Source organism: Plantibacter sp. lyk4-40-MEA-4, from assembly GCF_030209415.1.
Taxonomy (GTDB): domain Bacteria; phylum Actinomycetota; class Actinomycetes; order Actinomycetales; family Microbacteriaceae; genus Plantibacter; species Plantibacter flavus_A.
The window spans coordinates 306917-328260 of the sequence record NZ_JARVSA010000004.1 but is presented as its reverse complement, the minus strand read 5'-3'; the positions used below and the strand labels follow the sequence as shown (position 1 = coordinate 328260).

Sequence of the window (21344 nt, the reverse complement as noted above, 5' to 3'; positions counted from 1 at the left end):
TCGGCGTGTCGGACCTGCCGCCGGGAAACTCAGTCAGGCTCGCCGAATTCGTCCTGAATTGTGAACAAGGAGACCGGTGTGGGAGTTCGACGGCAGTGTTCACAATTCAGGAGAGCCTCGGCGTGCCCCGCCCGACTGACCGGGTTCTCGGCGCGACACCCCGTGGACATCCTGAGTTGTGGACCGAGAGCAACGGCACATCGAACGACCAGTCGAGGTCACGATTCGGCGAGAGCCGAACGAATGGCTCCTTCGACGGCGTACCAGTCGTCCATGACCATCCGGTAGGTGAATCGGAGGACACGGTACCCGCGGATCGCCAGCATCGCGTCCCGCCAGCGGTCGTGCTCGTGAGCATCTGGCGTGTCGTGGAACTCACGTCCGTCCCATTCGATCACGATCCGTCCAGCCAGGACGAGGTCGACCCGTCCTACCCCATCGATGAGTACCTGGTGGACTCCGCGGATGCCCGCACGCTCGAGGCGGATCCGGCCGATGGTCTCGAGGAAGCTGTGGCAGCCGCTCTCTCGCCGGGGGAGGGCGTCGAAGAACCGGCGGGGGAGTTCCCGCAGCCAGTCCTCGAGATGAGCCGCGCCGCGTGGATCGACGTTGATGAAGGAGTCGAACGCGGCGACGGCGAGGTCGGGATGCTGGCAGGCTGCAATCTGCAGGGTGGTCTCGTACGGCGAGGTCAGGAGCTTCGGTCGGTCATCTCTGGAGAGGGGCGAGTGCCAGTGCAGAACGAGACCTCGCAGGTCGCGGAACTCCTCACCACTGGGGTAGGTCGTCCGGTCATCGGGATGGCGGAGTCGTGAGGCGTTCTCGGTGAGGCTCACATGCACCTCACCTCTCCGAGCAACGGCCCAGCCGTAACGCTCCGCGGCTGAAACGCAGCCCAGGCGCCCGCCCACCCGGACGGCCCGGATCAAGGCGGGATCTGCGGCGGATGCCGCGTACCAGCCACGGCGTGGTCGGATAAGCAGTCCTGTCGCCACCGCAAAGGTCAGTTGTCGCCCCGTGAAACCGTGGTCGATCAGTTCACGCCGAGTCGCCACCTGTCCCAGGTGCTCTACGGCGGTCGCGAGTCCGATCATGGCTCCAGCGTCCTCGAGTCGCAGCTGCTGTGATGACGCACGCCTGCGCCGATGCGCACCGATGACCCGTTCGACCGGTTGTGGAGCACGCTCGTGTCGGTTCACAACTCAGGATCAGGGACGGCGTGTCGGCTAGCAGGCGCACAAAGGGAGGCGAAACGCCGAGCCGCTCCTGAGTTGTGAACCGCGGGACGGGGACAGGGGCGGGGAGGACGGTGGGCGGGGATAGGGTGGCGGGATGAGCATGCACGGTGGACGGGGCGGGCCACGCGGTGGTGCACCCGGGGGCGGCGGACCCCGTGCCGGGAGTCGGGTGAGCGGCGGCGACATGGCGGCTCAGAAGGCGCTCAACGCCGAGGCGCCGAAGATCCCGAACCTCGGCAAGCGCATCGTCGCGCTGTTCGTGCCCTTCCGCGCCAAGATCATCCTCACGATGGTGCTCGTCGTCATCGGTGCCGCCCTCGCGGTACTCCCACCGCTGCTCGTCAAGCAGGCGTTCGACGTCGGCCTGTTCCCGACCGACGGGGGCAGCCCGAACCTCGTCGCCCTCGCGGAGATCGTCGGCGCGATGGTGGCGCTGTTCATCATCGCGGCGCTGCTCGGCGTCTGGCAGACCTACCTCACGGCGACCGTCGGCAACAGTGTCATGGGCGCCCTGCGCATCAAGCTGTTCTCGCAATTGCAGGCGATGGAGCTGAGCTTCTTCACCCGCACGAAGACGGGCATCATCCAGTCGCGCCTGCAGAACGACGTCGGTGGCGTCGCGAACGTCCTCACCAACACCGTCTCGAGCGTGCTCGGCAACACCGTGACGGTCATCTCCGCGCTCGTCGCCATGCTCATCCTCAACTGGCAGCTGACGATCGTCGCCCTCATCCTCATGCCGATCCTCGTGATCGCGCAGCGCCGCGTCGGTCAGGTCCGGGCGCGGATCGCGACGAAGACGCAGGAGTCGTTGTCGGAGATGACCGCGATCACCCAGGAGGCCTTGAGCGTCTCCGGCGTGCTCCTCGCGAAGAGCTTCAACCGCCAGGACACCGAGGTCGAGCGCTACAGCGCCGAGAACCGCACCCAGATCCGCCTCCAGGTCAGCCAGGCGATGAGCGGACAGTGGTTCTTCGCGATGGTGAACATCTTCCTGTCGTCCATCCCCGCGATCGTCTACCTCGTGGCCGGCTGGCTCATCACCGGTGGGGCCGCGGACGTCACCGCCGGCTCGATCGTCGCCTTCACCACCATCCAGGCCCGCCTGCTGTTCCCGCTCATGGGCGTCATGCGCGTCGCCCTCGACCTGCAGACCTCCGGAGCCCTCTTCGCGCGGATCTTCGAGTACTTGGACCTCAAGCCCGCGATCGCCGACCGCCCCGGGGCCGCACCGCTCCCGAGCGTCGCACCGCAGATCCGCTTCGACGACGTCACCTTCCGCTACGCCGACGCCCAGGACGACTCGACCCCCACCCTCGACGGTGTCTCCTTCACGATCGAACCCGGACAGTTCGCCGCGTTCGTCGGACCCTCGGGAGCGGGCAAGACGACCATCTCCTACCTCATCCCGCGCTTCCAAGAGGTGTCGGGCGGCCGGGTCATGGTGGCGGGGGCCGACGTCCGCGACGTCACCCAGGAGTCCCTCGTCTCCCGCATCGGCATCGTCAGCCAGGAGACCTACCTCTTCCACGCGACGATCGCTGAGAACCTCCGCTACGCGAAGCCCGACGCGACCCTCGACGAGCTCGAGGCCGCCTGCCGCGCCGCGAACATCCACGAGACGATCGCTCGGTTCGAGGACGGCTACGACACGCTCGTCGGGGAACGCGGCTACCGCTTGTCCGGCGGTGAGAAGCAGCGCATCGCCATCGCGCGCGTGCTGCTGAAGGACCCCGAGGTGCTCATCCTCGACGAGGCGACGAGCGCCCTCGACACGATCTCCGAACGGGTCGTCCAGGTCGCCCTCGACGACGCGACCCGCGGACGCACGACGGTGTCGATCGCACACCGCCTGTCGACCATCGTGCACGCCGACGTCATCTTCGTGCTCGATCGCGGGCGCATCGTGGAGCGTGGCACCCACCAGGAGCTGCTCGCCGTCGGCGGCGTGTACGCGACGCTCTACGCGCAGCAGGCCGTCACCGCCTGAGCGGTCCAGCCCATTGTGGGCGCGTGACACGTGTGGCTAGAGTGAGCGCCATCGTGACCCCCGAAGGAGGGGGACGCCCGCGCACCGCCGGATCGAGTAGGGGACTCGTCGATGACCGCAGCTGTGAACGCACCATCCGCACCCCCGCCAGGTGACGGCACTCCGCCCGTGGACGCCTCCACGACGGGTCCCCCGATCCCTCCAGCGCCGTCCTCGGTCGCGCGGTCCCGGAGGCTCGGGCGTCGTCGCTTCGGCCGCCCCGGCTTCAGCATCCAGTCGAAACTCCTGGTGATGCTGCTGCTGGTCAGCGTGGGGGCGTCGGTGGTGACCGGCATCGTCGGGTACCTCTCCGGCAGCGAATCCCTCCGACAGGCGTCGTTCGAGCGGCTGACCGAGTTGCGCGAGTCGCGTGCCCGCGAGATCACCAACTACTACCGCCAGACGGCGGACTCGCTCGTCGTCTACACCCGCGGCACGACCGTCGTCGATGCGATGAACCGGTACCACGACGCGTTCCAGGAGCTCGAGGAGCAGCCGGTCGAGCCGGCGCGAGCTGCGGAGGTCGACCGTTTCTACACGGACACCTTCGTCCCGGCGCTCAACGAACGGACCGGCGATACGGCGGATCCAGAGGCCTTCATCCCGACGAACCCGGCCCAGACCTACCTGCAGTCGGTCTACACGCCCACCGATCTCGACTACGACCAGGCGATCACGGTCGACGACGCCGGTGACGGGAGCACGTGGTCGGCCGTCAACGCGACCTACAACGACTACTTCCGCGAGATCATCAACCGGTTCGGCTACGAGGACGCCCTCCTCATCGACGACGAGGGTGACGTCGTCTACAGCGCGTTCAAGGGACCGGACCTCGGGACCAACGTTCTGACGGGCCCGTACCAGGGCGGCGTCCTCGGCGACGGGTTCACGAAGGCCCTGCGGTCCAACGCGGTCGACTACACGGGCATCACCGACTTCGAGCGGTATCAGCCCTCGCTCAACGTCCCCACGCAGTGGATCTTCTCGCCGGTCGGGCAGGATGGCCGCATCGACGGTGTCCTGGCGCTGCAGGTGCCCATCGAGCAGATCAACTCGATCATGACGAGCGGCGGGGAATGGAAGCAGGACGGCCTGGGCGAGACCGGCGAGACCTACCTCGCCGGACCCGATCAGCTGATGCGCTCGACGTCCCGACTGCTCATCGAGGACCCGAAGGCGTATCTCAAGCAGTCCGTCGCGGCCGGCACGCCACCGCAGGACGCGCAGCGCGCGGTCGACGTCAAGGGCACGATCGAGATCCAGCCGACCCGCACCCAGTCCGTGGAGCGGGCGCTCGCCGGGGAGACCGGCACGCTCATCGGTCGTGGTTACCTCGGTGGGGAGAACCTCACGGCGTACACACCACTCGACATCGACGGGCTCCAGTGGGTGCTCGTCGCGCGGATCGACGCGTCGGAGGCCTTCGCGCCGGTCACCGACTTCACGCGCAACCTCATCATCTCCGTGCTGGCGATCGTGGTCGTCGTGTCGTTGCTCTCGCTGTTGTTGGCGCAGGTCTTCGCACGCCCGGTGCGATCCCTCGTCGGCGCGGTGCGGCGCGTGGCCGCCGGTGACTACAGCGTCGAGGTGCCGGTCAACAGGCGTGACGAGTTCGGCGACCTGGGCGCGGCCTTCAACGACATGAGTCGCAGCCTCCGGGTGAAGCAGGAACTCATCGACGAGCAGCGCGCCGAGAACGAGAAGCTCCTGCTGACGCTCATGCCGGCGACGGTGGCGAAACGCTACAAGGAGGGCGAGGAGACCATCTCCGAGGTCCACCAGGACGTGTCGGTCATCTTCGCGGACCTCGTCGGATTCGACGACCTCACCCGAGGCCTCGACCCGGAGCGCGAGCTGTCGATGCTCAACGCCCTGGTCCGCAGCTTCGACGAGGCGGCGGAACGACTCGGGATCGAGCAGGTGCGGACGCTGCGGGAGGGCTACCTCGCGAGCTGCGGCCTCATCGTGCCCCGCGTCGACAACGTCCGCAGGACCCTCGACTTCGCGCTGGAGATGCGGACGATCGTCGAACGCTTCAACGCCCAGCACCAGGCCGAACTGACGCTCCGGATCGGCGTGGACACGGGTGTCGTGACGAGTGGCCTCGTCGGTCGCACGAGTCTCGCCTACGACATGTGGGGTGACGCGGTCAGTCTCGCCAACCAGGTCCAGTCGGTCTCCGGTCGGGCCGGGATCTTCGTCAGCCAGCGGGTGCGCGACCGCATGCAGGACACCGTCACCTTCGAGGCCGCCGGCACCGTGGAGACGCGCGGGGGTCCGCAGGCCGTCTGGCAGGTCGTGGCAGGGACGACGTCATGACGCAGGTGTGGCAGGAGGCGTGGTTCCCCTGGGCCATCGCGCTCGCGGTCGGTGTCCCGGTCCTCCTCATCGTCCTCACCGAGGTGCTGGGCGCACTGACCCGGCGCGGGAACGCCGCGGCCAAGCCGGTACGACTCATGCGGAACTACGTCGTGCCGGTCGGCGCGGTGTTCGCGCTCCTGGTGTTCGCTTCGCTGCGGGCGGACGACCTCATCTGGGTCCGGATCGTCGGAACGGTCCTCGGTTTCCTCGTGATCCTGCTCATCCTGTCGGCGTTCAACGTGGCGCTGTTCGCCAACGCGGAGGAGGGCTCGTGGCGTGACCGCATCCCGTCGATCTTCGTGGACCTCGCTCGGCTCGCGCTGATCCTCATCGGACTCGCCATCCTGTTCTCGTGGGTGTGGGGCGCCGACATCGGCGGCCTGGTCACCGCGCTCGGCGTCACCTCGATCGTGATCGGCCTCGCCCTCCAGAACGCGGTCGGCGGGGTCATCTCCGGACTGCTGCTGCTGTTCGAACAGCCCTTCAAACTGGGGGACTGGTTGGACACCGGGAATGTCCGTGGTCGCGTGGTCGAGGTCAATTGGCGTGCGGTGCACCTCGACACCGGCAACGGTATCCAGATCGTGCCGAACTCGTCGCTCGCCGGGTCGTCGTTCACGAACCTGAGTCAGCCCGTCGGTGCCTACACCGCGAGCGTCGAAGTGACCTTCTCCACCGACGACCCGCCGGACGACGTGCTCCGGCTGCTCCGCGAGGTCGGCTCGGGCCTCCCGATGCTCGAGCCGGGGGACGTGGTGTCCGCGTCCTACCTCGGTGCCGCGCGGTTCGCCGTCACCCTCCCCGTGTCCGGGCCGTCCACGGCCGACTCGGCTGTCGCCCTGTTCCGCGCCTGGCTCTGGTACGCCGCGCGGCGTCGTGGTCTCGCGCTCGACGGGGACAGCACCGACCCCATTGCGACGCCGGAGCGCTTGCGGAGTGCCATCGCCGCACTGGCCCCCACGCTCCACGCGCGTGAGGAGGACTACGACGACCTCGCCCGGACGTGCACGCTCGAACGGTACGGGCCGGGGGAGACCATCCAGCAGGCGGGAACCATCCCCGGAGCGATGCGGTTCCTCGTCGAGGGCGGCGTCCATCTCGCCGTGCCGACGACGGACGGGCTCATCACCTTCCAACGACTCGGCGTCGGCGACTTCATCGGCCAGACGGCGCTGACGAGGGAGGTCGCCATGGCCGCCGCGATCGCCGACGGCTCGACCCTGGTCCTGCGGATGCCGCTGTCCACCATCGACCAGCTCGTGCGGAGCAAGCCCCGCCTGGCCCAGGAGATCGGCGCCTCCATCGACAACAAGCATCGGCAGGCGCAGGCGGCGCTCGCCGAGGCGGGGATCGTCCGCGGTACGATCGGCCGGTAGCCAGCAGCCGTCCCCAGCCGAGCGAGGAACCGATGCCGAACCCCGATGGGCCGTCCGGATCGCGGCCGTCTCCTACGGGCGAGTCCGTGACCGAACGGATCCGCACCGCGATCTACGACGGGACGCTCGCCTCCGGTGAGCTGCTCATCGAGGAGGAGCTGCGGGTGTGGCTCGACGCTCCGAGCGAGGAGATCGCCGCAGCACTCCGGGAACTCGAGCGCGTCGGACTGGTCGAGACGGCACCGCAGCGGCACACCCGTGTCGCGCAGCCACGGGCTGAGGACCGGACAGCCGTGCTGCAGACCCTCGGAGCGCTCGTCAGCGGCGTCGTCCGGGTCACCGTCCCGACCTTGACCCCGGGGCAACGGGCCGAGCTCCTGGCGTTCGTCGAGCACACCATGACGACCGTGGCGGCGGAGGACGCGGATGCGCACGGCCGCTGCGTCTGGGGGCTCGTGGACCGGTTCCTGAAGCATTGCGAGAACCCGGTCCTCGTCTCCGCGACGAAGGACGTGATCGGCGCACTGATCTACCGCGTCGTGGCGACGCGGTCGGCTGAGACGGTCGACTGGTCGGATCTGCGCGTCGGGTACCCGCACCTCCGATCCGCGATCGCCTCGGGCGACGCCGTCGGCGCGGAGCTCGCGATCGAGCACGTCTTCCGGCTCCAGGTCCCGCTCCAGGACCTGGAGGTGCACTGACGGACGGCGACATGCGGACCGCGGGCTGTCGCCGGTGGGACGCCTGGCAATAGTCTGCTGGTGACGCGGTGGCCGCGAGCCGACCGCGTCCACGTCGTCACCTCGATCGAGAAGAGCCCAGATGTCCTCCCCGGAAGTCCCACCCTCCGTCGAACCGACCACCGCGTCGCAACTCCTCGCAGAGCTGGCCGGCACCTTCCTGCTGGTCTTCGGTCTCGTCGGGACGGCGACCTTCTCCGCCTTCTTCGGCGAGGAGACCTCCAACCCCCTGGGCGTCGGCTTCCTCGGAGTGGCGATCGCCCTCGGCCTCTCGGTGACCATCGCCGCCTACGCGTTCGGCCCCGTCTCCGGCGGGCACTTCAACCCGGCGGTGACGCTCGGGCTGGCCGCCGCCGGTCGGTTCCCCTGGCGTGCGACGTGGACGTTCATCCTCGCGCAGCTCGTCGGAGCGTTCCTCGGAGCACTGGCGGTCTTCGGCCTCGCGGCCGGCGGCCCGGCAGGATTCCTCGACAAGGCCGTCGCGAGCGGCTTCGTCTCGAACGGCTTCGGTGAGCTCTCGCCCGGCGGATTCGGACTCGTGTCGGCGATCGTCATCGAGGTCGTCATCACCGCCCTCTTCCTGTACGTCATCCTGGGCGTCACGCACACGCGGGCCGCCGCAGGCTTCGCGCCGATCGCCATCGGCGGCACCCTCACCCTGTTCCTGTTGATCGCCATCCCGATCGACAACGGCTCGATCAACCCGGCGCGCTCCATCGCGACCGCCATCTTCGGCGGGGGCGACTGGCTCGCGCAGGTCTGGGTGTTCATCGTGTTCCCGATCATCGGCGCGCTGATCGCCGGATTCAGCTACCGGATCCTGTTCGAGGGGACCCGCCCGGCGGGTTCCCGACCGGTCGCGAACCGCAGTTGAGTCGTCTCCGGATCGCCCGCACCCCGTCCGCTCTGGCTGGACGGGGTGCGTCGTTTCGGGCCGGCACCCCGCGAACGCGGGCAACCCGCATTGGGGGACGCGCTTTCCACGGGCACCGAGCATGCTTGAGGTTCGAGCGCCGGAACCTTGGAGGGGCGATGACGATGACCGAACGCGACGCCCCCACGACCGCGTGGGTGGGTCCGCTGCAGGATGGCGGCAGCATGCCCGATGCGCCGCTCCCACCGGACGTCGCCTGGGAGCTCCTCCGGGAGGCGCTGGTCGAGGACTTCATCGACGACCTCCCGCGTCCGGTCCGGACGGCGGAACTCGCGGCGCGGCTCCATGTGAGCCGCGCGTCCCTCATGACCAACATCCGTCGTGGCAATGTCGTCGCGAACCGTCGCGCCGGCCGATGGGAGATCGACACCGTCGCCAGCCGCACCTACCTGCGGTCGGCCATCCTCAGCCTCGGTGAACGTCGTCGCGCGCTGAGCGGTGTCGATGAGGACCGCTCCGCGACCGTGCAACTGACGCTCAGCGGGCGCGCGTCAGAAGTGCTCTCGGACCTCATGCAGGACACGCACCTGTCCGCTCCGGAACTCGTGGCCATCGCGCTCGACCGGTTCCGGAGCAACCCCGTCGACGGCGGCGTCGAGGGCAGCTGACCGGCACGGAGTGACGATCGACCGCTGACCGCCGCAGACGCGAACGGCCGGGCTCCCGTCGGGACCCGGCCGTCACGCGTCTCGACCTGAGGGACTACTCGTTCCCGACGGCCTTGTCCGCGGCGTCGCGAGCGCTGTCGATCTGCCCGTCGAACTTGCCGCCGGTGACCTTCTTGGCCGCGTCGGCCACGGTGCCGAGGAGCTTGTCGCTGATGTCCTCGGCCTGCTCGCTCTTCAGGGCGTCCTTGACCTTGTTGTCGTTCAGGAATTCCTGAGCCTTCTTGGTGATGTCGTCCAGTGCCATCCGTCGCTCCTGTTCATCGGGCCCGTTCGGGCGTCGGGATCATTCTTCGCCGTCAGTCGGTGTTCTGGCTAGCCCCTTGTCGGAGCCCGCAGGTCGTCCAGGCGGTCGACGGGGCGTCAGCCGGCGAGGTCGACCGGTCCGCCCCGGTCGTCGAGCATGCCGGTCATGAGCTCGATCTCCGCCTGCTGGCTCGCGATCACCGCGCGCGTGAAGGCCAGCGCGGTCGCGTTCGTGGTCCGCGGCTGCAACGCCTCGGCCATCTCGACCGCGCCGCGGTGATGGGCGATCATCAGGGTCAGGAACACCCGCTCGGCCTGGACCCCGGACGCCGCCGTCAGCTGGTCGATCTGGGCGGGTGTGGCGAGGCCCGGCATCGGATCGTCCGGGGTGTGGGTGGACCCGGGGGTCGCCGAGTCGCCGCCGTGCGCATGGCCGCTCGCACCCGAGAGCGTGGGGAGCGTCATCCACGTCATGTCCGGCTGCCGTGAGCCCTGCGGCAGGTTCCACTGGACGAGCCAGTCGTACAACTGCCCGGACTGCTGGGCCTGGGTGGTCGCGATGTCGTACGCGAGGGTGCGAACGTCGACCGCGTCCGTCCGGTCGCGGATGAGCATGGCGAGTTCCACGCCCTGGTTGTGGTGCACCTGCATGTCGCGCGAGAAGCCCGCCTCGGCGCTCGTCGTGGTGGGTGTCGGGTCGGCGAGCGTGCTGAGCCGACCGACCGAGAAGCCGATCGCCGCGGCGACCATGATCGCGACGACGGCCATCGCGGCGATGACGACGCGGGTCCGGCTGGAGCCGTCGGGGGAGCCCTGCGCCTCCCAGGCGGCGAGTTCCTCGTCGGTCACACCGCCGTCGGCCGGTTCACCGGTCGCCGGGGCGTCGTGGGTGCTCGCCGGGGTCAACGGATCAGACCTTGCCGGGACCGTCGATCGCGCCCGTGCAGGCCGCGCCGGGCTCCGGGACGTTGTTGCTCTTCCAGAACTCCTCGAAGAAGTCGGCGATGCGCGCGTCGCTCGCGTTGTTGACCTGCAGCTGGGAGTTCCAGCCGCTCAGCACGATCGGGGAGGGGAGGTCGGACTTCGGCGACAGGATGACGTACGTGGTGGGGAGCAACTCCTTGAGCTTCGTGAGCTCCGCGTCGCTGAGGGACGGGTCGTAGGTGACCCAGATCGCACCGTGCTCGAGGGAGTGGACCGCGTTCTCGTTGGTCTGCTCCTCGGTGTAGACGCCGCAGTTCAGCCAGTACTGGTTGTGCGGACCACCTGCCGGCGGGTTCTGCGGGTAGTCGACCGTGCCCTCGACGTGCTCCGAAGTGTTCTGGAACAGTTGTACGCCCGCGATGTCCTGGCCCGTGCCGGTGCCGCCGCCGGGGTAGCTGGCGTTCTTGGGCAGGGTGAGGACGACACTCGTGATGAGGACGGCGATGACGGCCACGCCGCCGACGACAGCGGCCCAGATCCCGATGCGGCGGTTGCGGTTCTTCCGCTTCTGCGCCTGCTTGAACGCCGCGACCTTGGCCTGACGCTGGGCTTCGCGCTCCTGCTTCACGCTCTGCTGCTTGACGGCGGGCGGGACGGGGGTGTTCTTGGGGCGATCTGCTGCAGGGGTCACGGGGGCCTCTCGAAAAGTTGTATGCGTAACTATCGAACCAGATGTGCTTCCGGGGGCCGTTCCGGCGCCTGGCGATGCGCAGTCGATTCTCAGCCTCATCCAAGCAGACGGCGGGTGAAACCGAGAGTTAGCCTCATCTAACAAATGTAGCTCGGTCTTGCTAACATGGCCGACGTGACCACCGACCTCGCTGCTCCGGCGACCCGCGCGCCCCGCGGACCGCGGCTCCTGTTCCTGCTCGGACCCGCCTTCGTGGCGGCGATCGCCTACGTCGATCCCGGGAACGTCGCGGCGAACCTCACGGCGGGAGCCCAGTACGGCTACCTGCTGGTGTGGGTGCTCGTCGCCGCGAACGCGATGGCCGTGCTCGTCCAGTACCTCTCCGCCAAGCTCGGCCTCGTCACCGGGCAGAGCCTGCCCGAGTTGCTCGGCTCGCGACTGCGAACCGGGCCGCGTCGGCTCTACTGGGTGCAGGCGGAGCTCGTCGCCGCCGCGACCGACCTCGCCGAGGTGATCGGCGGTGCCGTGGCGCTCCACCTGCTGTTCGGCATCCCGCTCGTGCTCGGCGGCGTCATCGTCGGGGTCTTCTCGATCGTGCTCCTCGCCGTGCAGAACTGGTACGGTCAGCGGCACTTCGAGTTCGCGATCCTGACGCTCCTCGCCGTCATCGCCGTCGGCTTCCTCGCCGGCCTGTTCGTCAGTCCCGTCGACTGGGGTGCCGCGGCCGGAGGCCTCGTGCCGCGGTTCGAGGGCACGGCGACGGTCCTGCTCGCCGCGAGCATGCTCGGCGCGACGGTCATGCCGCACGCGATCTACCTCCACTCCTCGCTCAGCAGGGACCGGCACGGCGTCCAGACGAGTGACGGTGCCATCCGTCGGCTCATCGTGGCGACCCGCTGGGACGTCGCGGCGGCACTCGTCCTCGCCGGAGCGGTGAACATCGCGATGCTGCTGCTCGCGGCCGCATCGCTCGGCGGTGTCGACGGGACGGACTCGATCGAGGGCGCGCACGCGGCGATCACCGCCGCGCTCGGGCCCGTCATCGGCGTGATCTTCGCCATCGGCCTGCTCGCCTCCGGGCTCGCCTCGACCTCGGTGGGCGCCTACGCGGGGGCGGCGATCATGGGCGGGCTCCTCAAGGTGCGCATCCCGTTGCTCGCCCGACGGGTGATCACCCTCATCCCGGCGCTCGCCATCCTGGCGGCGGGCATCGACCCGACCACCGCGCTCGTGCTGAGCCAGGTGTTCCTCAGCCTCGGCATCCCCTTCGCGCTCATCCCGCTCGTGCGCTACACGGGCGACCGGCGGATCATGGGTGTCCATGTCGACCAGCTCGCCACCCGGGTGTTCGCCTGGGTCGTGGTCGCACTCATCGTCTCGCTGAACGTCGCGCTCATCGTGCTGACCTTCTTCGGGTGATCCGCCCGGCGGTTCATCCGCCCGAAGACGGGCGAACGAGCGCTCATCCGCCCGAAGACGGGCGAGTGGAGCTGCCGGCGATCAGGCGACGACCGTCACCCAGACGGCATCGGCGGCGAGGCGGCCGAGCGTGAGGCGCGTGCCGGTCGCGGTGAGCCGGAGTTCGAGTTCGCCCGCGAACGCACGGTGGTCGTCGACGCTCAGTTCGGTGTCGAGGACGATGCCGAGGCTGCTCAGGTGTCGGAGGGTCTCCGGGTCGGCGTCCGAGATGCGGCACACCGTCAACGGGCTGTCGGACGGAGCCTCGTTCAACCGGACCGCGTCCGGGCGGTGCGGGGTGCCGTCGGCGGAGGGGATCGGGTCGCCGTGCGGATCGCGGATCGGGTGGCCGAGCGCGGCGTCGATGCGCTCGATCATCGTGTCGCTCGCCGCGTGCTCGAGGATCTCCGCCTCGTCGTGGACCTCGTCCCAGCCGTAGCCGAGCATCTCGACGAGGAAGGTCTCGATGAGTCGGTGCCGCCGCACCATCGCGACCGCGTGCGCCTGCCCGGCGGGGGTGAGCTCGATGCTGCCGTAGGGCTCGTGCACGACGAGTCCCTGGGCGGCGAGTCGCTTCACGGCGTCGGAGGCGGTCGCGGGACGGACACCCATGCGATCCGCGAGCAGCTTGACGGTGGCCGACTCGTCGGCCCACTCGGAGGTCGTCCAGATCGTCTTGAGGTAGTCCTGGGAGACGGTGGAGAGGCCGGAGACGGTCATGCCTCCAGTCTAGGGAGCGCGGTGCGCGTCCATCATGCGTCCTTCGGCAGGCCACCGGGTGTTCACGCCCGCCTGGCAGAATGGGCACCGGCACCCCCGAACGGGGCACCCGACTGCTACGGTCGAGTCCTCGCACCCGCGAACACCGATCCATCCGACGAGAAGGGCCACGTGATGTCCCAGGCGCTGCGCACCTCGACCGCACGGCTCGGGTCCGGCGCGCGTGCCACGCTCGAACTCGTCGCCGCCGCCATGGCGGGCGAAGGCCACCTGGAGGCACCCGGGGCGGACGGGACACCCCGTCGTCGCCCGGTCGAGCTCGTGTTGCGCCGGCTCCCGGCGCTCCTCGCGGTGCTGCTGCTCGCCGCGGTCGTGCTCGCGGTCATCGGTGTCCTCATGGTGCTGACCCTCGCCGTCCGGCTGGTGGTCTCGGCTGTCTCGGCACTCGGTCCGCGGCAGCGACTCGTCGCGATCCACTGACGCCGGATCGGCCCCGTCATCCGGCTGCGTTCCCTGCACTCGCCGGGTAGGGTGGTCTGCATGCGTCTCCGCCTGTCGTGTTCCTGCTGTCCCCGCTGAACCGTCCCTGCCGGGATGCCGCCTCAGCCGCCCCAGCCATCCGGTGACGCACGCGAGAGTCGTGCGGTGACGCACCACAGGAACAGATTGCAGACATGAACTACGCAGACTCCGTCCTCGATCTCATCGGGAACACGCCCCTCGTCAAGCTCAACCGGGTCACCGAGGGCATCGCGGCCACCGTGCTCGTCAAGGTGGAGTACCTCAACCCGGGCGGCTCCTCGAAGGACCGCATCGCGACGCGTATCATCGACGCCGCCGAGGCGTCGGGCGACCTCAAGCCGGGCGGCACGATCGTCGAGCCCACCTCCGGCAACACCGGCGTCGGCCTCGCCCTCGTCGCCCAGCAGCGCGGGTACCGCTGCGTGTTCGTCCTGCCCGACAAGGTCGGCGAGGACAAGCGGAACGTGCTCACCGCCTACGGTGCGGAGATCGTCGTGACGCCGACCTCGGTCGCTCCCGACAGCCCCGACTCCTACTACAGCGTGTCCGACCGCCTCACCGCCGAGATCCCGGGGGCGTTCAAGCCCAACCAGTACGCGAACCCGAACGGGCCGCGCAGCCACTACGAGTCGACCGGTCCCGAGATCTGGCGCGACACCGAGGGCGAGATCACCCACTTCGTCGCGGGCGTCGGCACCGGAGGCACCATCTCCGGGACGGGCAAGTACCTCAAGGAGGTCTCCGAGGGCGGCGTGCGCATCATCGGTGCAGACCCGGAGGGCTCGGTCTACTCCGGCGGCACCGGTCGCCCGTACCTCGTCGAGGGCGTCGGCGAGGACTTCTGGCCGACCGCCTACGACCCGTCCATCCCCGACGAGATCATCGCCGTCACCGACGCCGAGTCGTTCGCGATGACGCGTCGCCTCGCCCGCGAGGAGGGACTGCTCGTGGGCGGCTCCAGCGGCATGGCGGTCCAGGCCGCCCTCGTCGCGGCGCGCGACCTCCCGGCGTCGGCCGTGGTCGTCGTCCTCCTGCCCGACGGCGGGCGTGGCTACCTCGGCAAGATCTTCAACGACTCCTGGCTGCAGTCCTACGGCTTCAGCGAGGTCGCCGACGACCGCACCGTGGGCGACATCCTCCGCGGCAAGGGCTCGGAGATGCCGGACCTCGTGCACGTGCACCCGAGCGACACCGTCCGCGACGTCGTCGACATCATGACCGAGTACGGCGTCTCCCAGCTCCCGGTGCTGAGCGCCGAGCCGCCCGTGGTGATGGGCGAGGTCGTCGGTGCGATCGACGAGGCGAGCCTCATGGACGCCGTCTTCAGCGGCGCGGCCAAGATGAACGACGCCGCGAGCGCGTTCGTCGGTGACCCGCTGCCGCTCATCGGCCTCGGTGAGTCCATCCCGGCGGCGCGCGCGGCGCTCGGTTCCGCCCCGGCGTTCCTCGTCACCGACGGCGGCAAGCCGATCGGCGTCATCACGCGGCACGACCTCCTCACCTACCTGGCGGGTTGAGCGTGGGCGGCATGCAGGTCGTGTGGGCGGAGTCGGGGCGATGTCCCGACCACGCCCGACCCCGGTGACCGGGCCAGTCCGACCGGTCGCCCACCCGACACCTCCCCGAATCCTGAACCGAAAGAGTCACCCATGAGCAAGCACGACCACGGCTTCGCCACCCGCAGCATCCACGCCGGACAGGAGTTCGACCCCACCACCGGGGCGATCATCCCGCCGATCTACCAGACGTCGACCTTCGTCCAGGACGGCGTGGGTGGGCTCCGCGGCGGCTACGAGTACAGCCGCTCCGCCAACCCGACCCGCACGGCGCTCGAGACGCAGCTCGCCGCCCTCGAAGGCGCGAAGCACGGCTTCTCCTTCGCCTCCGGCCTCGCCGCCGAGGACGCGCTCATCCGCACGGCGCTCCGCCCCGGCGACCACATCGTCATCGGCAACGACGTCTACGGCGGCACCTACCGGTTGATCAACCGGGTGCACGGCGCCTGGGGGATCGAGCACACGGTCGTGGACCTCGGCGACCTCGCGGCCGTCGAGGCGGCGATCATCCCGGGCCGCACGAAGCTGCTGTGGGTGGAGACGCCGAGCAACCCGCTCATGAAGATCAGCGACATCGCGGCCCTCGCGGCCCTCGCGCACCGCCACGAGGTGCTCTCCGTGGTGGACAACACCTTCGCCTCGCCGGCGTTGCAGCAGCCGCTCTCGCTCGGGGCCGACATCGTCGTGCACTCGACGACCAAGTACCTCGGCGGACACTCCGACGTCCTCGGTGGCGCCATCATCATGAACGACGACGAGCTCGCCGAGCAGCTCGGCTTCGTCCAGTTCGCCGCCGGCGCGGTCTCGGCCCCGCTCGACGCGTGGCTCACGACGCGTGGCATCAAGACCCTCGCGGTGCGCATGCGTCAGCACAGCGCGAACGCGCAGGCGATCGCGGAGTTCCTCGACGGCCACGCCGCTGTCGAGCGCGTCTACTACCCGGGCCTCGAGAGCCACCCCGGTCACGAGCTCGCCGCCCGCCAGATGTCCGGCTTCGGCGGCATGCTGTCGCTCGCGCTCGTCGGTGGCCAGGCTGCAGCCACGCGCCTGGTCGAGAAGACGAAGCTGTTCGCGCTCGCCGAGTCGCTCGGCGGCGTCGAGTCGCTCATCGGCCTGCCGGCGCAGATGACGCACGCCTCGGTGAAGGGCACGGAGCTGGCTGTCCCCGAGAATGTCGTCCGGCTGTCGGTCGGCATCGAGGACGTCGCCGACCTCATCGCCGACCTCGACCGCGCGCTCGCGAAGGTCCTGAAGGCGAGCGCCAAGCACTAGCGGGCCGTTCCGGCCCGTTCGCAATTCAGGAGGCCTGCGGCGCGTCCTGCGCCGAACCCGTCGATCGGCGACGGCGCGCCGGGCGCGTCCTGAATGGTGAACGGGCAGGGGTTCGTCAGCGCTTGACCTCAAGTCACGTTGAGGTTCTAGGCTCGGACTCGTGACCACAGCGACGACCCCCGAGCCCGCGACCGGAGCCGACCCGACGCCCCGCGACCGCGGGATCTTCAGCCGCCGGTTCGTCCTCGTCACCATCGGTGCGTGCGCGCTCGTGTTCCTCGGCGCCTTCGAGTCCCTCGCCGTCACGACGATCATGCCGCTCGTGAGTGGCGAGCTCGGCGGTGAGCAGCTCTACGCGCTCGCCTTCGCCGGCCCGCTCGCCGTCAGTGTCATCGGCATGGTCGCCGCGGGCTCGGTCGCCGACCGCCTCGGTCCGGTCCAGCCGCTGCTCGCCTCCGTCGTCCTGTTCCTCGTCGGACTCCTCCTGGCCGGAACCGCGACCACCATGTGGGCCGTCGTCGCCGGACGCCTCGTCCAGAGCCTCGGTTCGGGAGCGATGACCGTCGCCCTGTACGTCCTCGTCGCCCGCATCTACCCACCGGCCCTGCACCCGCGGATCTTCGCCGGGTTCGCGGCCGCCTGGGTCGTCCCCTCCCTGATCGGGCCGTTCCTCGCCGGCATGGTCGCCGAGCGGTTCAGCTGGCACTGGGTCTTCCTCGGCGTGGTCGGGCTCGTGGTCGTGGCGACGCTCCTCCTCCTGCCGGCGCTCCGGATGCTGCGCGCATCCGCAACCGAACGCGCCGAGCGGCAGGCCGCCGAGCTGCAGTCGGCGGAGGACGGTGGCGAGGCGGCCGCCGTCGCGCGGACGGGCGCGGAGCTGCGTCGGCTCGGGTGGGCGGTGCTCGTCGCGGCCGCGGTCCTCGCGGTCAACCTCTCGACGGAGTTCTCGGGATGGACCGCGTGGGCGCTGCCGATCGTCGGCGCGGTCGTCGCGATCCTCGCCCTCCGACCACTCATCCCGCTCGGCACGCTCACCGCACGCCGAGGGCTCCCGACGGTCATCCTCGTGCGCGGACTGACCTCCGCCGCGTTCTTCGGCGCCGAGGTGTACGTGCCCTACCTGCTGACCCGCGAGCACGGGCTCACGCCGGCGCTCGCTGGACTCGCGCTCACCGGTGGAGCGATCGCGTGGTCGCTGTCGTCCTGGTTGCAGGGGCGCCTCGGGGACCGGCTGTCGAATGCGAACGCCGTGCAGATCGGGTCGTCACTCGTCACGGTCGCCGTCGCGATCGCCCTGTCCGCCGCCCTCGTCGGCCTGCCGCCGGTGGTACCGATCGTCGCCTGGGTGGTGAGCGGTGGCGGGATGGGCCTCATGTTCCCGCGACTCAGCGTGATGACGCTCGCCTACTCCGACGAGCGCTCGCAGGGGTTCAACAGCGCGGCGATGTCGATTGGCGACGCGATCGGCGGTGCCCTCGCGCTCGCGGCGACCGGACTGGCGTTCACCGCGCTCGACGGCTCGGGGGCGTTCGCCGGGCTGAGCTGGATCGCTCCCGGCGGGGTCGCGTTCGCCGGGTGCTTCGCGATCGCGCTGGTCGCCGGTGTCGCGGCGGTCGTCGTCGCGCGTCGGGTGAGCCGACCAGCGGAGCCAGGCGCGACCGGGTGAGCCGAGACACCGTCGCCTGGGTAGTGCTGCGGTGCGTGGGGGGTAGCGTCGCCCACGCATCGCTGCAGTGTCCAGGCGGCGTCGCGAGACGCGGGGACAGGCGTGCTGGGTATCGTTGATGACGATATGCCGGAACGCCGGGCGTCGGTGGCAGGTGCACCGAGGGGGCCTCGTGCGGATGAGGAGGATCGTGCAGGACCCGATGACCGCCTCCGCGGAACAGCCCGTTCGGCGGCCGCCGGTCTGGCCGCATCTCGTCGCACTCGTCATCGTCGCGGCGACGCTGGTCGTCGGCCTGGTGGTGTATCCGTCTGCTCCTGATCCCATGCCCGTGCACGTCGACGCCGCGCTCCGGCCGGACGCCTGGGCGGACAAGCGTCTCGGCGGGTTCCTGCTCCCGGTCATCATCGGGGCCGCGGTCGTGGCGATCTTCTGGATCGTCGCCGCCTGCCTGCCGCTCGCCGGAACGACCCGATCGGACGACGGCCCCCACCCACCGGCCACCACATCCTCGTGGTCGACGCAACTGTCGCCTCGTCCGGAGGTGACGGCTGCCACGCTGGACGCCACCGTGCGACTGTTGGGGAATCTGACGGTCGCGACCGCCGCGCTCATCGCCGTCGTCGCACTCACCACCTGGCTCGGCGTGCCCGCGTGGATGGCGCCCTGGCTGCTCCCGGTGCTGATGGCGGCGTTCTTCGGCTCGCTCGCCGTCTCGTGCGTCCGGGTGTTCCGGGCGCAGCGCGGCCTCGTTTGACGGCTCCCGCGTGCGTGAGGGGTGCCGAAGCCGCGTACCCTTGATGCGTACGTCTCGGCTCGTCCCCCCAGTGACCCGCTCCTCGTGTCTCGGAGCCGGACTGCAGAAGGACTCTCTTGAGCGACGAATGCAAACACGGTTTCGACAACGGCCTCTGCGCGACCTGCTTCCCGCCGCCGCCCCGCGAGGTGCCGGTCGCTGAACCACCCGCTCCCAAGGTCCGCCGGTCGACGGTCGCGCCCTCGCTCCGCGAGCCGGCGCCGACCCGCGTGCGGACCGCGCCCACCGCGAAGACGGTGACGAAGGCGGCGGCCGCCCTGCCCGTCGTGCGCGTCGGCGAGCAGCGGCTGTACCACGTCACCCACATCCGCAACCTCGAGCGCATCCTCGAGACCGGCAGCATCCTGCCGGTGGCGTCACCGGCGCTCCCCGACGGGCCGGTCGTCGACATCGCCGCCGCGAGCCACCGCGAAGCGAGACGCACGATGGTCCTCGCCGGCACCGACGACCTCACGCCGGCCGACTTCGTCCCGTTCTTCCTGACCCCGGACGCCGACCTCTGGGCGGGCATCCGCGCGGGTGAGCACGACGTCCGTCTGTCCGCCGAGGCGCTCGCGTCATCGGTCAACGACTACGTGGTCCTCGTCACCACCATCGACGGCGCAGCCGTGCACCCGGGCGAGTTCGACGCCGACACCGGTCGGCCCTCCCGCGCGCGGGTCGTGGTCGCCGACGGTGACGCCTCCCATGTGCTCACGAGCATCGGCGCGAACGCGATGACCGCCGACCGCATGGTGCAGCGCTTCGCGACCGACGAGGACCCCGCGGCCCTCCGACGTGCCGAGGTGCTCGTCGCCGACGCCGTGCCGTTCGACCGCGTCACCGTGATCGGCGTCGCGACGGTCAACGTCCGCGAGCACGTCAAGCGACTCGTCGCCGGCGCCGGCCACCGCACCAAGGTCGCCGCCTACACCCCCTGGTTCCAGGAGCACGTCGCCGACTAGGCGAAGCCTCACCGCGTTCACAATTCAGGACGCACCCGGCGAGCCGACCCCACCTCCACACCGGTTGCGGGCGGCTCGCCGTGGCGTTCCTGAATTGCGAACAGGACAGGACCGGACGGGTCAGGTGCGCGGCGGGGTGCTCTCGCGGAGGAGGACCGTCGCGCCGACGGGCTCCGTCGTCGAGCTGTCCGTCGCCGGGTCCAACGCCAGCCGCACCGCGTGCTCGCCGACCGCCTCGAGCGGCACGGCGACCGTGGTGAGCGCCGGGGTGACGTCGCGGGACGTCGCGATGTCGTCGTACCCGGCGACCGCGAGATCCTCGGGAAGTCGGAGTCCGGCCGCGCGGAACGCCGACATCGCGCCGATCGCCATCACGTCGTTGACGGCGAAGACCAGGTCGACGTCGTCGAGTCCCAGCTGCAGGAGCTCGGCCGCCCCCTGGCGCCCACCGTCGCGGGTGAACTCGGCTCGGACGATCCTCGACGGGTGGATCGCGATGCCGTGTTCGGCCAAGCCCTCGGCGAACCCGCTCACGCGCTCCCGGGAGGTGAGCAGGCGATCGTCGCCGGCGATGACGGCGAAGCGGCGGTACCCGGCACCGACGAGCTCCCGGGCGAGCTCGCGGGCACCGGTCGCGTTGCCGAGCTGCACCGTGGCGAACGGGAGCGTCCGCTGCGAGACGAGGACGACGCGTCCGCCCGTGGACTCGTAGGCCGCGAGCTCATCCGACAGCCGGTGCTCCGAAGCGACCCCGTCCCAGCGACTACCCGTCAGGATGATCGCGCGTGGCCGTTGTCCGCGGAGCACCCGCACGAGTTCGAGTTCGCGCTCGTGGTCGCGGTGCGTGACGGCCATGGTCGTGGCGATGCGTTGCTCGTCGGCCGCGCGGATGGCACCGGCCGCGATGGACGAGAAGTACGGGTCGGCGATGTCGCTGACGAGCAGTGAGATCGTCGACGACAGGCCCTTCGCGACCGCCTGAGCCGACAGGTTCGGCGTGTAGTTCAGCCGGAGCGCGGCGTCGAGGACCCGCCGACGGAACGTCTCGTTGACCGTCCGGGTGCTCCCGTTGAGCGCACGCGACGCGGTGGCGAGGGAGACCCCCGCCTCACGGGCGACGTCGTGCAGCGTCGGTGGGACCGGCGTCGACCGGTGCTCGTCGACCGACATGGCGCTCCTTCGTAC

19 protein-coding genes are annotated in these 21344 nt (G+C 70.0%); 13 read left to right on the top strand and 6 right to left on the bottom strand.

Annotated features, from left to right (window positions below):
* Positions 1-218 precede the first annotated feature (218 nt).
* Entirely contained in the window at positions 219-836 is a 618-nt protein-coding gene (locus QRN44_RS09585; protein ID WP_285039005.1) for an endonuclease domain-containing protein, read from the bottom strand.
* A 502-nt stretch (positions 837-1338) separates the two neighbouring features.
* Here QRN44_RS09585 and QRN44_RS09580 point away from each other — a divergent pair.
* The 6 genes from QRN44_RS09580 to QRN44_RS09555 all read left to right on the top strand — a co-directional run bounded on the left by QRN44_RS09580 (position 1339) and on the right by QRN44_RS09555 (position 9286).
* Positions 1339-3228, top strand: a complete 1890-nt coding sequence (locus QRN44_RS09580; protein ID WP_121289138.1) for an ABC transporter ATP-binding protein — start codon at positions 1339-1341, stop codon at positions 3226-3228.
* Between the two features lie 291 nt (positions 3229-3519).
* Entirely contained in the window at positions 3520-5586 is a 2067-nt protein-coding gene (locus QRN44_RS09575; RefSeq protein ID WP_079004016.1) for an adenylate/guanylate cyclase domain-containing protein, read from the top strand.
* Positions 5583-7004: a mechanosensitive ion channel domain-containing protein gene (locus tag QRN44_RS09570; protein WP_285039003.1), complete on the top strand. Its 1422-nt coding sequence runs from the start codon at positions 5583-5585 to the stop codon at positions 7002-7004. Before QRN44_RS09575 ends, QRN44_RS09570 begins: the two co-directional genes overlap by 4 nt.
* Positions 7005-7090: 86 nt before the next feature.
* Positions 7091-7705, top strand: coding sequence for a GntR family transcriptional regulator (locus QRN44_RS09565; RefSeq protein ID WP_285039002.1), 615 nt, complete (start codon positions 7091-7093; stop codon positions 7703-7705).
* Between the two features lie 121 nt (positions 7706-7826).
* Complete coding sequence (locus tag QRN44_RS09560; RefSeq protein ID WP_121289094.1) at positions 7827-8618, top strand: aquaporin; 792 nt, start codon at positions 7827-7829, stop codon at positions 8616-8618.
* Positions 8619-8776: 158 nt separating this feature from the next.
* Positions 8777-9286 carry a hypothetical protein gene (locus tag QRN44_RS09555; RefSeq protein WP_071258790.1) on the top strand — a complete coding sequence of 170 codons (510 nt, stop codon included), beginning with the start codon at positions 8777-8779 and terminating at the stop codon, positions 9284-9286.
* 94 nt (positions 9287-9380) lie between these two features.
* Here QRN44_RS09555 and QRN44_RS09550 read toward each other — a convergent pair whose 3' ends face one another.
* The 3 genes from QRN44_RS09550 to QRN44_RS09540 all read right to left on the bottom strand — a co-directional run bounded on the left by QRN44_RS09550 (position 9381) and on the right by QRN44_RS09540 (position 11204).
* Positions 9381-9590, bottom strand: a complete 210-nt coding sequence (locus QRN44_RS09550) for an antitoxin (RefSeq protein ID WP_064295701.1) — start codon at positions 9588-9590, stop codon at positions 9381-9383.
* Between the two features lie 116 nt (positions 9591-9706).
* Positions 9707-10495 carry a DUF305 domain-containing protein gene (locus tag QRN44_RS09545; protein WP_285039001.1) on the bottom strand — a complete coding sequence of 263 codons (789 nt, stop codon included), beginning with the start codon at positions 10493-10495 and terminating at the stop codon, positions 9707-9709.
* 4 nt (positions 10496-10499) lie between these two features.
* Positions 10500-11204 carry a thioredoxin-like domain-containing protein gene (locus QRN44_RS09540; RefSeq protein ID WP_071258792.1) on the bottom strand — a complete coding sequence of 235 codons (705 nt, stop codon included), beginning with the start codon at positions 11202-11204 and terminating at the stop codon, positions 10500-10502.
* A 165-nt stretch (positions 11205-11369) separates the two neighbouring features.
* Between QRN44_RS09540 and QRN44_RS09535 the strand changes: the two genes are divergently transcribed.
* Complete coding sequence (locus QRN44_RS09535) at positions 11370-12623, top strand: Nramp family divalent metal transporter (RefSeq protein WP_175117364.1); 1254 nt, start codon at positions 11370-11372, stop codon at positions 12621-12623.
* Between the two features lie 81 nt (positions 12624-12704).
* On the opposite strand, the gene QRN44_RS09530 is transcribed toward QRN44_RS09535, so the two are convergent.
* Entirely contained in the window at positions 12705-13382 is a 678-nt protein-coding gene (locus QRN44_RS09530) for a metal-dependent transcriptional regulator (RefSeq protein WP_121289102.1), read from the bottom strand.
* A 171-nt stretch (positions 13383-13553) separates the two neighbouring features.
* Here QRN44_RS09530 and QRN44_RS09525 point away from each other — a divergent pair, with 171 nt between their 5' ends.
* The 6 genes from QRN44_RS09525 (at position 13554) to QRN44_RS09500 (ending at position 20159) form a co-directional block, all read left to right on the top strand.
* Complete coding sequence (locus QRN44_RS09525) at positions 13554-13862, top strand: hypothetical protein (RefSeq protein ID WP_285038999.1); 309 nt, start codon at positions 13554-13556, stop codon at positions 13860-13862.
* A 194-nt stretch (positions 13863-14056) separates the two neighbouring features.
* Positions 14057-15421 (top strand): cystathionine beta-synthase, encoded by a 1365-nt coding sequence (locus QRN44_RS09520; RefSeq protein ID WP_064295706.1) that lies wholly within the window; start codon positions 14057-14059, stop codon positions 15419-15421.
* A gap of 132 nt (positions 15422-15553) precedes the next feature.
* Positions 15554-16732 (top strand): cystathionine gamma-synthase, encoded by a 1179-nt coding sequence (locus QRN44_RS09515; RefSeq protein WP_285038998.1) that lies wholly within the window; start codon positions 15554-15556, stop codon positions 16730-16732.
* Between the two features lie 160 nt (positions 16733-16892).
* A complete protein-coding gene (locus QRN44_RS09510; RefSeq protein ID WP_285038997.1) occupies positions 16893-18398 on the top strand; it encodes an MFS transporter in 1506 nt (501 codons plus the stop codon).
* Between the two features lie 202 nt (positions 18399-18600).
* Positions 18601-19155 carry a DUF1648 domain-containing protein gene (locus QRN44_RS09505; protein ID WP_285038996.1) on the top strand — a complete coding sequence of 185 codons (555 nt, stop codon included), beginning with the start codon at positions 18601-18603 and terminating at the stop codon, positions 19153-19155.
* Positions 19156-19271: 116 nt separating this feature from the next.
* Positions 19272-20159, top strand: coding sequence for a DarT ssDNA thymidine ADP-ribosyltransferase family protein (locus QRN44_RS09500; protein WP_285038995.1), 888 nt, complete (start codon positions 19272-19274; stop codon positions 20157-20159).
* A gap of 120 nt (positions 20160-20279) precedes the next feature.
* Here the strand turns inward: QRN44_RS09500 and QRN44_RS09495 are convergent, their stop codons facing one another.
* Positions 20280-21329: a LacI family DNA-binding transcriptional regulator gene (locus tag QRN44_RS09495; RefSeq protein WP_121289112.1), complete on the bottom strand. Its 1050-nt coding sequence runs from the start codon at positions 21327-21329 to the stop codon at positions 20280-20282.
* Positions 21330-21344: the final 15 nt, after the last annotated feature.

Bases quoted from the DNA above. Each gene is read 5' to 3' on its own strand.
- QRN44_RS09580 (WP_121289138.1), top strand. From the start codon at position 1,339: ATGCACGGTGGACGGGGCGGGCCACGCGGTGGTGCACCCGGGGGCGGC.
- QRN44_RS09575 (WP_079004016.1), top strand. From the start codon at position 3,520: ATGCTGCTGCTGGTCAGCGTGGGGGCGTCGGTGGTGACCGGCATCGTC.
- QRN44_RS09570 (WP_285039003.1), top strand. From the start codon at position 5,583: ATGACGCAGGTGTGGCAGGAGGCGTGGTTCCCCTGGGCCATCGCGCTC.
- QRN44_RS09560 (WP_121289094.1), top strand. From the start codon at position 7,827: ATGTCCTCCCCGGAAGTCCCACCCTCCGTCGAACCGACCACCGCGTCG.
- QRN44_RS09555 (WP_071258790.1), top strand. From the start codon at position 8,777: ATGACGATGACCGAACGCGACGCCCCCACGACCGCGTGGGTGGGTCCG.
- QRN44_RS09550 (WP_064295701.1), bottom strand. From the start codon at position 9,590: ATGGCACTGGACGACATCACCAAGAAGGCTCAGGAATTCCTGAACGAC.
- QRN44_RS09535 (WP_175117364.1), top strand. From the start codon at position 11,370: ATGGCCGACGTGACCACCGACCTCGCTGCTCCGGCGACCCGCGCGCCC.
- QRN44_RS09530 (WP_121289102.1), bottom strand. From the start codon at position 13,382: ATGACCGTCTCCGGCCTCTCCACCGTCTCCCAGGACTACCTCAAGACG.
- QRN44_RS09520 (WP_064295706.1), top strand. From the start codon at position 14,057: ATGAACTACGCAGACTCCGTCCTCGATCTCATCGGGAACACGCCCCTC.
- QRN44_RS09515 (WP_285038998.1), top strand. From the start codon at position 15,554: ATGAGCAAGCACGACCACGGCTTCGCCACCCGCAGCATCCACGCCGGA.
- QRN44_RS09505 (WP_285038996.1), top strand. From the start codon at position 18,601: ATGACCGCCTCCGCGGAACAGCCCGTTCGGCGGCCGCCGGTCTGGCCG.
- QRN44_RS09495 (WP_121289112.1), bottom strand. From the start codon at position 21,329: ATGTCGGTCGACGAGCACCGGTCGACGCCGGTCCCACCGACGCTGCAC.